Here is an 11256-nt window from a genome sequence, read left to right on the forward strand (position 1 = left end):
GGGAGAGGCCATAGGCAGCATAGACCAGACGACGCAGCAAAACGCGGCCTTGGTCGAGGAGATGGCAGCGGCGGCGGCCAGCCTCAAGAGTCAGGCCAATGAGTTGGTGCAGGCGGTGGGGGTGTTCAAGCTTGGAGACGAGCAACAGGGTTCCGCTGCATCGCCCACCTCGCGCTTGATGCTAAGCCTGAAGCGCTAGGCACTAATCCAAGCGCTTGCCGTCAAAGTCGCAGGCAGCGTGCCGCTCGCGCACTTGCTCTGCTGGCTCGCCCGTTACCCGGTTCACCATGCGGCCGCGCTTGACGGCCGGGCGGCTGTTTAGCTGGTCGGCCCAGCGCAGTACGTGGGTGTACTCGTGCACGCTCAAAAACTCGGCTGCGTCATACGCCCAGCCCTTCACCAGTCCGCCGTACCACGGGAACACGGCCATGTCGGCAATGGTGTACTCGCTGCCAGCCAGGTATTCGTGGTCGGCCAAATGGCGGTTCAGCACGTCCAGCTCACGCTTCACTTCCATGGCAAAGCGGTTGATGGCGTATTCAATCTTGGTCGGCGCATACGCATAAAAATGCCCGAAGCCCCCGCCCAAGTAAGGCGCGCTGCCCATCTGCCAGAACAACCAGTTCAGCGTCTCGGTGCGTCCTGCAATGTCTTGGGGTATGAACGCGCCAAACTTCTCAGCCAAGTACAGCAGGATGGAGCCGGACTCGAACACACGCAGTGGCTTTTCTCCTCGCTCCTGTCCGCTGCGGTCCAGCAGCGCCGGAATCTTGGAGTTGGGGTTCACCCCCACAAAGCCCGAGCCGAACTGGTCGCCATCGCGGATATTGATCAGCCACGCGTCGTACTCCGCACCCGTGTGCCCCAGCGCCAGCAGCTCCTCCAGCAATATGGTCACCTTCACCCCGTTGGGCGTGCCCAGCGAATACAGCTGCAGCGGGTGCTTACCCACGGGCAGTTCCTTGTCGTGGGTGGCTCCAGCTATGGGGCGGTTGATGCTGGCGAACGCGCCGCCGTTTGCTTGGTCCCAAGTCCAAACCTTGGGGGGCACGTAGGGGGTGGAGTCGGTCATGGAAAGCTCCTGTGAGGGGAATGGATGAAGTCCCGCCATCGTAGGGGGAGCGGCAAGACTGCGCTGGTGTGGGGGTGCTTTGCAAGCTACGTTTATTCAAGCCCAAGGTAGACGGTATAAAGCACTCATTAGCAACCAACAGGAGGATGTATGAAGAAGTTGATCGCGCTTGCTGCCTTGGCTTGGGCTGGACTGTCTGCCGCCAGCGCAGCGGAGCCACCGCAGTGCAAGCAGCAGACCGTAGAAAAGTCCGTGGTGGAGATGTGCTTGCTACCCGGTGCCGCCTTTCAGCACGACCTGTACACCCTGAAGGCTGACAAGGTGTTGATATTCGCCTTGGTGGACGACTACTCGGAAAACGTCGTGCTGGAGCACACCATTCCCGAAGGCCTGAGCATGGAATTTCCCCTGTCCAAGCAAGGCGAGAAGACAGTGCAGATACGCGGCGGCTGCGTACCCGTAAGCAAAGACGGGGCAGAAGTGGCGCGGGTGTGCAACTTCTTCTGGGGCAAGCACCAAGTCGTCAAAGACGTGCGGTTTGAATTTAATTAGGCGCAAGCAGTAACACACTTGGCAAAGTTTCAACTGGCTAATTGACGAGGGACATGAAATGACATTGGCAGGCGCTGTTTTGTTGTTGGGCTTGGGCGTTATTGCGCTCGCCCAGTTGGCGATTGCGTTGCACGCATTTACCAGCAATCCATTGAAAGGCATTCTCTGTTTCGTACTGCCTATGTACGTTTGGGTGTATGCCCGCAAAGGGAATGTTTCCCCGTGGTACATGAGGGCTTGGTACGCGGGTGTGTTGCTGCTTGTTGTGGGCGCAGTGCTGGCGAGCTAGTCCTTGGCGATGCGCTTGCGCAGGGTATCGAAGTAGGCAGCATCCACAGGTTTTGTTGGAGCCGAATGAGCACCTGCCAGTAACAAGCTACCCAACTGTTGGCTGTCTTGGTCTTGGTTGACACTAAGGCCTTGTGCCTGTTGTAGCTTGCGCAGGGCAGACAGTGCGTGCGCAGCCTTTTCGTAAGGAACAAAAATGTGATCGTGGTAAGCGCCAGCGACCACATTGCAGCTGATGCCTTCATCACCAAGAGCTTTGGCAAAGGCGGCTGTTAATCCAACAGCTTGAAGGTCGGAATGCACATTCAGCGTAATCCAAGCGCAACGGAACATGACCTGCAATCCAGCAGATATTGCGGCGTCTTCGGTCGTAACTACTGTCAAACCTTCTGCCTCACGCACAGTGGCGATCACGGGTAGATGAGAAATGTCTGCCACATGGGCAACACAGCAATACGCATACGTGCCTTCGTTGAGTACGGGCTCCATGGAGGCGAGAAGAATGCAAAGGTCGGAAATAGGTGCGGCCATTTCCTACTGCTCCTGCATTACTTGCTTTAACCAGTGACTCAAGGGCTCTAGGTGCTTTGGCTCATTGCGGAGTAACCATTTCACAATCTCTGGACCATGTGCAGTCTTGTGATAGCTGCGCATACCCAAGCTACGGAAAACCGCATCAAGCACCTTGGCAGCATGCCAAGTGGTATCGCTCGGATTTTTGGGTTTCAAGCGGCACTCTTCTGATTTTTTTGCATGCTCCAGTGCACTCGCAACCTTTGTCACGTCCGCTTCTTGAGCCAAGTTGTCACTAATCACGGCCTGAATCGCAGCTGGATGCAAGAAATAATCCTCCAGCATCACTTCAGGTAGAAAGTGCACTAAACCTTGGCAGTCGGCCTCAGTTTGTGCAATCTGCTCTGGGCGTCGCGCCTCCTTATCTAAAACAATAGCGACCATTGGGGGAGCTAAGAAGCTGCTTTCACTCAGGGTTTTGTATATCTCTGCGACAGATTTGGGAGTGACCTTTTTTGAATCGAAGTCGCCAGTGGCATGCAGTGCAAGTACAGCGACCCCTTGGGCTTTTTCAGGAAGGTAGTGCCTCAGCAGAAGCGGGAAAACAGCTTCTTCGGTTTCGCCTTCAACCCACAGCACTTTGTCGCAGCCATGCAAATCAGTCAGGCTGATTCCAAGGTCTAACAGTCCAGCTTTGAGCTCGTGCAGAGTTTTGCCAGCCGTTTGGCGAATGCTGGTTTGCTGGCCGTCATGCTCAAGCAGTGTCACGGTCGATGCATCAATGGTTCTGAGCACATCACTGGAGTGAGTCGTGACAAAGTATTGGTGCTGTGAGCCGACATCAGCCAGTATGGCCATCAGTTCACGCAGAGCGCGAGGGTGCAGGAATGAGTTGGGCTCCTCTAGCAAGATCAAGCGCTGCGTCTGGGATGTCAGTGCTATGTAGAGCATGGCCAATACGTTGCCCACACCCGTGCCGACTTTGTTAATCGAAACTGCCAAGTCAGCACGATTGAGGTGGGTCGGTGTACTCTGAACCTTCAGCTCAAACTGCTGGTTTGCACCGGGCGGGGCACTGACCCAATGGATGGTTGGAAATACCCTGTGGAGCAGCGCGTTTAATCGCTCGAATAAATCCTTGTTATTTGTTTGCAAGTGGTTGATGCAATAAGCCAGATTGGCCCCATTGGGCAAAAGGTCGCCACTTGGATTTTGGTGCCCATAGGTTGCCTGTATTGCTCGTTCAGAATGAAGGCGATAAATTTTTGTGCTCAGGTTTAGCCTGATCGCATCAATGTCTCTATTGGGAACATCAAAACCACTCAATTCAGATGTGGAGTCACTGCTGACCCAAACTCCCAAATGCGATCGTGAGTCATTGACGTTGACTTGCCTCCAGCGAGTTGGCATCCCTTCGATTTCGATCCGCGCAAACACGCCAGATGCAAAGTCTCGCTTTATATGGACTTCTAGCCCCTTGTTTTTAAGTATCAAAGGGAGAAATACTTTGTTGGTTATGTGGGGTTGCCCGCTTTCAGTCTGCAGTTCCAAGAAGAATCTGTCCTCAGGCAATGCCAGCTTGTTCACTTCACGAATACTTGCGTCAAATGTCAGCTCGAAAGCTGGCTTTGTGGCAGGGCGATGACCAACTTCTTCTGAATTGAGGACAGAAAGATGCGGGTTGTCATCCACCTGACCAAATGCAATAGCTTCAAGCACTGAGCTTTTGCCACTGGAGTTGGCACCCAAAAGGATATTGAATCCCGGTTCAAATTCGAACTCGGTGGTCTCATAAAAGCTTTTGTAGTTCGTAATCTTTAGGTGCTGCAGGTGCATCCCATCCTCCCAATAAAAAACCCGCAGAGCACTGGCCTGCGGGTTTGATTGTGGCAGCGACGAAGTGCCTCTTACCCCACCACCCCCGCCCTCTCCAACATCGCATGCAGCAGCACGTTGCACCCCGCCTCGATGTGCTCGGGCTTGGCGTCCTCTATCTCGTTGTGGCTGATGCCGTCTTTGCAGGGGATGAAGATCATGCCGCTGGGGGCCAGTTTGGCCATGTACACGGCATCGTGCCCCGCGCCTGACACGGCGGGCATGTGGCTGTAGCCCAGCTTGGCGGCGGCGCGGCCCACGGCGTCCACGCAGTCGGGGTGGAACTGGATGGCGTTGTAGCTGGACACCATCTCTATCTTCACGTCCACGCCGTGCTCTTGCGCCACTTTGGCGGCAAAGGCTTTCACCTCGTCGGCCATTTGGTCTACCAGTGCGTCGGTGGCGTTGCGCAGGTCTATGCTGAACTTCACGCGCCCCGGTATCACGTTGCGGCTGTTGGGGAAGACTTGCACCATGCCCACGGTGCCGCGCCCGTGTGGCGGGTGGCGGTGGGCGGCGGCCACCACGTCTTGCATGATGCGGGTGGCGGCCTGCATGGCGTCTTTGCGCAGGTGCATGGGCGTGGGGCCGGCGTGGGCTTCCATGCCGGTCACGGTGCAGTCAAACCAGCGAATGCCCAGCACGCCGCTCACCACGCCGATGGTCACGTCGTTGTCCTCCAGAACCGGGCCTTGCTCGATGTGGCTCTCAAAATACGCACCTATCGGGTGGTCGCCCGGCTCTTGGTCGCCTACGTAGCCTATGCGCTCCAGCTCGTCCTTCACGCTCTTGCCCTCGGTGTCTGTCGCTGCATACGCATGCTCCAGCGTGAATGCCTTGGCAAACACGCCCGAGCCCATCATCACCGGCACAAAGCGGCTGCCTTCTTCGTTGGTCCAAAAAGCCACTTCCACCGGGGCCTCGGTTTCGATGCCGAGGTCATTCAGGGTGCGCACCACCTCTATGCCCGCCAGCACGCCGTAGTTGCCGTCAAACTTGCCGCCCGTGGGCTGGGTGTCGATGTGGCTGCCCGTCATGATGGGCGGCAGGGCGTTGTTGCGCCCGGGGCGGCGCATGAAGACGTTGCCAATCTTGTCCACCGTCACGCTCATGCCCGCCTCACGCGCCCAGCGGGTGACGAGGTCGCGGCCTTGTTTGTCCAAGTCGGTCAGCGTCAGGCGGCATACGCCGCCCTTGGGCGTAGCGCCTATCTGCGCTAGCTCCATGAGCGAGTCCCAGAGGCGTTGGCCGTTGATGCGCAGGGTGGAAATGTCGGTAAGGGTTGAAGATGTGGTCATGGCATGACTCCAAAAGAAGTACGGAAACGAATGCGGGAGAGCCGAAGAGGGCGCGCAGGGGTGTGTGGTTTGGCCGATTTCTAGCCCACAGGGCTAGCTGAGGCCGGGCCACATGCCCCTGTGCACCCGGTGTAGCCACTTAGCGTGCCACTGGGGTTGGAGCCAAGGTTTCAGCCCGCAACTTGGTGGGCGCAAAGTTGGCGTTAAAAGCCGGACGCTTGATATAGCGCCCCTTGCCCTTCACCGCCCGCAGGTCGCCCTGCACAAACACCAGCTCGCCCTGGCTCACGGTGTGGCTCGGTATGCCCTTCACAGTGCGGCCTTCAAAGATGTTGAAGTCGCCTTTGCTGAACTGTGTTTTGGCGGACAGGGTTTTGGTGCCTGCCGGGTCCCACACCACCAAGTCGGCATCGGCACCCACGCTGACGCTGCCCTTTTGCGGGTAGATGTTGAACAGCTTGGCGGCGTTGGCGGATGTGATGGCGACGAACTCGCTCGGGGTGAGCCGCCCGGTGTTCACGCCTTCGTCCCAAATGACGGCCAAGCGTTCTTCCACGCCGCCGGTGCCGTTGGGTATCTTGGCAAAGTTGTCTTTGCCAGCCGCTTTTTGCTCGGCGCAAAAAGTGCAGTGGTCAGTCGCCGTGGTGTGCAGTTGGCCGCTTTGCAGACCGCGCCAGAGGAACTCTTGGTGCATCTTGGGGCGGAAGGGGGGGCTCATCACATGCCCGGCGGCAAAGGCAAAGTCGGGGTGGCGGTACACGCTGTCGTCCACGGTCAGGTGGCCGGCCAGCACTTCGCCAAACACACGCTGGCCGCGGGCGCGGGCGCGGGCTATGGCCTCTGCGGCTTCTATGCAGCTCACGTGCACCACGTAGATGGGCACGTTCATCACATCGGCAATGGCAATGGCACGGTTGGCCGCTTCGCCTTCCACCATGGGCGGGCGCGAGAGCGGGTGGCCTTCGGGGCCGGTAATGCCCATTTCGGCCACTTGCTTTTGCAGCAGGTAGACCAGCTCGCCGTTTTCGGCGTGCACGGTGGGCATGGCACCCAGCTCCAGGCAGCGCTTGAAGCTGTTCACCAGCGTTTCGTCGTCGCACATGATGGCGTTCTTGTACGCCATGAAGTGCTTGAAGCTGTTCACGCCTTCCTCGGTCACCAGTTTGCCCATGTCTTGGCGCACCTGCTCGCTCCACCACGTAATGGCGACGTGGAAGGTGTAGTCAGAGGCGGACTTTTCCGCCCAGCCGCGCCAGGTTTGGTAGGCCTCCATCAGCGGCTGCTGCGGGTTGGGGATGACGAAGTCGATGATGGTGGTGTTGCCCCCCGCCAAGCCCGCTGCCGTGCCGGTATAGAAGTCATCCATGGTGACCGTGCCCATAAACGGCAGTTGCATGTGGGTGTGCGGGTCTATGCCACCGGGCATGACGTACTGCCCACCGGCATCGACCACCGTCGCGCCTGCGGGGGCGCTCAGGTTCTCGCCCACGGCCACGATCTTGCCGTCTTGGGTAATCACATCGGCCTTGAACGCGCGGTCTGCGTTCACCACCGTACCACCGCGAATGAAAAGGGTGCTCATGGTTTGCTCCTAAATTGATAGCTGCTACAGCTTGATGGATATGCTTTGCAGCCCATTTTGATGCCTAACTGTAAAACCTCCAATGGTCGCTTGCGGCCACTTACGCCGATGGCTGCACGCGCGCCGGGTTGTTGGGGTGCGTGGTCCAGTTGGCGTACTCGGCGCTCACTGGCTTGCCAGTGCGCTGGTCTACCTCGCCCACGGGCACGTCGCGCATGGTGATGCATTCGGGCACGGGGCACACGTTCACGCACAGGTTGCAGCCCACGCATTCTTCTTCCTTCACCTCGAAGTGGCGCTTGCCGCCCTTCTCGAAACTGATGGCTTGGTGGCTGGTGTCCTCGCAGGCGATGTGGCAGCGCCCGCACTGGATGCAGCTGTCTTGGTTGATGACGGCTTTGCTCACGTGGTTGAGGTTCAGGTAGCGCCAGTCGCTCACGGTGGGCACGGCGCGGCCCACGATCTCGTCCACACTCTTAAAGCCCATCTCGTCCATGTAGTTGGACAGGCCGTCGGCCATTTCCTGCACGATCTTGAAGCCGTACACCATGGCGGCGGTGCACACCTGCACCGTGCCCGAGCCCAGTGCGATGAAGTCCAGCGCGTCGCGCCAAGTGCCGATGCCACCTATGCCGCTAATGGGCAGGCCCGCCGTGGCCGGGTCGCGGGCAATCTCGGCCACCATGTTCAGCGCAATGGGTTTGACCGCCGGGCCGCAGTAGCCGCCGTGGCTGCCCATGCCACCCGTGCTGGGGCTCATGGTCAGGGTGTAGGGGTCTACGCCCATGATGGAGTTGATGGTGTTAATAAGGCTCACCGCATCGGCCCCGCCACGCTTGGCCGCTTGGGCAGGTTTGCGGATGTCGGTGATGTTGGGCGTGAGCTTCACTATGACGGGCAGCTTGCTGTATTGCTTGCACCATTCGGTCACCATCTGGATGTACTCGGGCACCTGGCCCACGGCGGCGCCCATGCCGCGCTCGCTCATGCCGTGGGGGCAGCCAAAGTTCAGCTCGATGGCGTCAGCGCCGGTGTCCTCCACGCGGGGCAGGATGGCTTTCCAGCTCTCTTCTTGGCAGGGCACCATGAGCGAGACGATCATGGCGCGGTCTTGCCAGTTGCGCTTGACCTCGGTGATCTCGCGCAGGTTCAGTTCCAGATCGCGGTCGGTGATGAGCTCGATGTTGTTAAAGCCCAGCAAGCGGCGGTCTTGGCTGAGCAGCGCGCCGTAGCGCGGGCCGTGCACGTTCACGACGGGTGGGCCGGCTTCGCCCAAGGTTTTCCAAACGACGCCCCCCCAGCCGGCCTCGAAGGCGCGGTTCACGTTGTAGGCTTTGTCGGTCGGAGGGGCCGATGCCAGCCAGAAGGGGTTGGGGCTTTTCACGCCCACGAAGGTGGTTTCCAAATTGGCCATGGTGTGTTCTCCTCTGGGGCTCAGTCGGCGGTGCGTGCAGCGCCGTTTTGCAGGTAGTGGTGGATGGCGTTGGCCGACTGTTTGCCGTGGGCTACGGCTTCTACGGTCAGGTCCAGCCCGCCAGCGCGGCAATCCCCGCCTGCCCACACTTGGGGCAGGTTGGTGGCTCCTTCAGCATCGGTGGCGATGCGCCCCCCTGCGAGTGCCAAGCCCGCTTGCTCCAGCACCGGGTTGCCCAGCGTTTGGCCAATGGCTTTGAGCACCATGTCCGCCCCCAGAGTCACGTTGCGGCCCGTGGTTTGCAGCTTGCCGTCCACCAGCGCTTGTTCGACAAAGCGCACCCCGGTGGCGAAGGTGTCACCCTCTATGGCGGCGGGTGCCAGCCAGTGGTGCAGCACCACGCCATTGCTCTTGGCCCATTCCTGCTCGTCCACCGAGGCAGACATGGACTCTGGCCCCCGGCGGTAGACCATGTGCACTTCTTCTGCGCCCAGCAGCTTGCTTTGTACAGCAGCGTCCACGGCGGTCATGCCGCCGCCAATGACCACCACGCGGCGACCTATGGGCAGGGTGGACAGGTCATCGGTCTGGCGCAGCGTGGCAATGAAGTTCGTCGCGTCCAGCACGTTGGCAAAGTCTTCACCCGCTAGCCCTAAGCGGTGGTTGCTGGCCAAGCCCAGACCCAGGAACACGGCGTCGTACTCGCGGCGCAGTTGCTGTAGCTGGGCGGCGCTGTCCAAGCGCCAGTTGGGGGTGACGGTAATGCCACCTATGGACAGCAGCCAGGCGATCTCTTGCTGGGCAAAGTCGCCGGGGGTTTTGTAGCGCGCCAGGCCGTATTCATTGAGCCCGCCCGACTTGGCCTTGGCTTCAAAGATGGTCACGTCGTGACCGAAGCGCGCCAGCGTGTGGGCGCAGGCCAAACCTGCAGGCCCTGCGCCCACTACGGCCACGCGCTTGCCGGTGCTGGGGGCGCGGGTGAAGATGGCGCTCTTGCCGCTGTCCATCAGCGCATCCACAGCGTAGCGCTGCAGTTGGCCGATGCGCACGGGCTTGCCCTCTTGGGTGTTGCGCACGCAGACGGCTTCGCACAGGTTTTCGGTGGGGCAGACGCGGGCGCACATGCCGCCCAGCGGGTTGCTGTCCAAAATGGTAGTGGCCGCGCCGCGCACGTTGCCATCGGCAATGCGCTGGATGAAGGAGGGCACGTCGATGCTGGTAGGGCAGGCGGTGGCGCAGGGCGCGTCGTAGCAGTACAGGCAGCGCGAGGCTTCCAATACGGCTTGCTGCTGGTTCAGGGGTGGGGTAGCGTCGGCAAAGCGCTGGGCGTAATCGCTGGCGCGCAAGCGAGCGGCCTGGATGTCTGCGCTGGCAGAAGAGGGGGTGGACACGCTGGCAACTCCTTCCATGGTGGGTTGGGATAGGGTGGTTGGTGAAAAAGTTGACCATTTGGTCAAATTTCTGCCAAGCGTGCAGCAAAAGCTGTGCCATGGTCAATCGGGTATTGCCGCATATCCCAAGCCCCACAACGGGGCACTGGCGTGCCATGTGTGCACACGATGCGGTAAAAAAGCGCAAAATTGTGCACCCTCTCTAGGGTTTTCACACATTGCTGCTAGCATCAAAAAACAATGTCTACGTTGGAGACGGACAATGAAAATAGCGGTACGCCTGTATATCAATAATTTAATGTTGCTAGCTCTGGGTGTGGCGGTGGCATTGACGGGTTTTTTCAGCATGCGCAGCATGAATACCCAAGCCAAGATCACGGCCCAAGAGTGGATGCCCAAGGTGGAATTAGCCAACCAGTTGCGCGCTGAATTTGGCAATTTGCGCATTTTGGAGTTTCGCCATGTGCTCAATACCGAGGATGCGGTAAAGGCCACCATCGACAAAGCCATTACAGCGCAATTGCAAGTGGTGCAGTCCAAGCGCCAGCTCTATACCGAGACCGGGGTAGTCGATGAGGAAGAAAAGCAGCTCTACCAAGCTTTTGGTGCAGCCTTGGATCAGTATTTGGCAGTCTCCAAAAAAGTATTGGAAATGTCCAACCGCTATGACATCAACCAAGCCCAAATGGTGTTGGAGACAGACGGTCAGAAGGCCTATGACGCTGCCAACTCCAGCTTGGATAAGCTCAGCAAACGCATTAGCAGCGGCTCACAAAACTCGGCCCACGCCAGCGAAAGTGCATACGAACGTTCACTGGCCATTGTGTTTTTGGTGGTCGTGCTAGAGATCGTGGTCGCTTTGGTGCTGAGTTGGCGCATAGCCAAAGCGATCGTCGCGCCGTTGCAGCAAGCGGTGGAGGCAACAGGGCGTATTGCACAAGGCGATTTGACCCACCAATTGGACAACCAGCGCAACGATGAGGTGGGGCAGTTGCTCACCGCCATGTCTAGCATGCAAGACTCCCTGATCCAGGTAGTGAGCAAAGTGCGCTCCAGCTCCGACTCGGTAGCCAACGCCAGTGCCGAAATAGCCAGCGGCAACCAAGACCTCTCTTCCCGCACCGAAAGTCAAGCCAGCGCTCTGGAAGAGACAGCAGCCAGCATGGAAGAGCTAGGCTCCACCGTACGGCAAAACGCCGACAGCTCCAGCCAAGCCAACCAACTGGCCCAAAACGCCAGCAACGTCGCCACCCAAGGCGGGCAAGTGGTCT

At 59.0% G+C, this 11256-nt stretch carries 11 protein-coding genes; 4 read left to right on the forward strand and 7 right to left on the reverse strand.

All coding sequences use genetic code 11. The features are described from left to right. Positions 1-199 (forward strand): hypothetical protein (locus tag KIK84_RS16215; RefSeq protein WP_502757568.1); only part of this gene is annotated, 199 nt, incomplete at its 5' end. 3 nt (positions 200-202) lie between these two features. Here KIK84_RS16215 and yghU read toward each other — a convergent pair. Then, entirely contained in the window at positions 203-1072 is an 870-nt protein-coding gene (yghU, locus tag KIK84_RS16220; protein ID WP_214124166.1) for a glutathione-dependent disulfide-bond oxidoreductase, read from the reverse strand. A 150-nt stretch (positions 1073-1222) separates the two neighbouring features. Here yghU and KIK84_RS16225 point away from each other — a divergent pair, with 150 nt between their 5' ends. Both KIK84_RS16225 and KIK84_RS16230 read left to right on the forward strand, forming a co-directional pair. Next, positions 1223-1624: a hypothetical protein gene (locus KIK84_RS16225; RefSeq protein ID WP_214124167.1), complete on the forward strand. Its 402-nt coding sequence runs from the start codon at positions 1223-1225 to the stop codon at positions 1622-1624. 58 nt (positions 1625-1682) lie between these two features. Then, positions 1683-1913, forward strand: a complete 231-nt coding sequence (locus KIK84_RS16230) for a hypothetical protein (RefSeq protein WP_214124168.1) — start codon at positions 1683-1685, stop codon at positions 1911-1913. On the opposite strand, the gene KIK84_RS16235 is transcribed toward KIK84_RS16230, so the two are convergent. The 6 genes from KIK84_RS16235 to KIK84_RS16260 form a co-directional block, all read right to left on the reverse strand. After that, positions 1910-2443, reverse strand: coding sequence for an ACT domain-containing protein (locus tag KIK84_RS16235; protein WP_349815949.1), 534 nt, complete (start codon positions 2441-2443; stop codon positions 1910-1912). The two genes, KIK84_RS16230 and KIK84_RS16235, sit on opposite strands and share 4 nt — an antisense overlap. A gap of 3 nt (positions 2444-2446) precedes the next feature. Next, positions 2447-4384, reverse strand: a complete 1938-nt coding sequence (locus KIK84_RS16240; RefSeq protein WP_214124169.1) for an AAA family ATPase — start codon at positions 4382-4384, stop codon at positions 2447-2449. Beyond that, entirely contained in the window at positions 4333-5598 is a 1266-nt protein-coding gene (locus KIK84_RS16245; RefSeq protein ID WP_214124170.1) for a Zn-dependent hydrolase, read from the reverse strand. The genes KIK84_RS16240 and KIK84_RS16245 overlap by 52 nt, the downstream gene beginning before the upstream one ends. Before the next feature lie 139 nt (positions 5599-5737). Beyond that, complete coding sequence (gene hydA / locus KIK84_RS16250) at positions 5738-7180, reverse strand: dihydropyrimidinase (protein ID WP_214124171.1); 1443 nt, start codon at positions 7178-7180, stop codon at positions 5738-5740. Positions 7181-7280: 100 nt separating this feature from the next. After that, the gene (gene preA / locus KIK84_RS16255) at positions 7281-8594 is read right to left on the reverse strand and encodes an NAD-dependent dihydropyrimidine dehydrogenase subunit PreA (protein WP_214124172.1); all 1314 of its coding nucleotides are present in this window, start codon (positions 8592-8594) and stop codon (positions 7281-7283) included. Between the two features lie 20 nt (positions 8595-8614). Next, positions 8615-9985 carry an NAD(P)-dependent oxidoreductase gene (locus KIK84_RS16260; RefSeq protein ID WP_214124173.1) on the reverse strand — a complete coding sequence of 457 codons (1371 nt, stop codon included), beginning with the start codon at positions 9983-9985 and terminating at the stop codon, positions 8615-8617. Positions 9986-10283: 298 nt separating this feature from the next. On the opposite strand from KIK84_RS16260, the gene KIK84_RS16265 reads away from it, so the two are divergent. Continuing rightward, positions 10284-11256, forward strand: a 973-nt coding sequence (locus tag KIK84_RS16265) for a methyl-accepting chemotaxis protein (protein WP_214124174.1), incomplete at its 3' end; no start/stop codon positions are given.

Source organism: Curvibacter sp. CHRR-16, assembly GCF_018474005.1.
Taxonomy (GTDB): domain Bacteria; phylum Pseudomonadota; class Gammaproteobacteria; order Burkholderiales; family Burkholderiaceae_C; genus Allorhodoferax.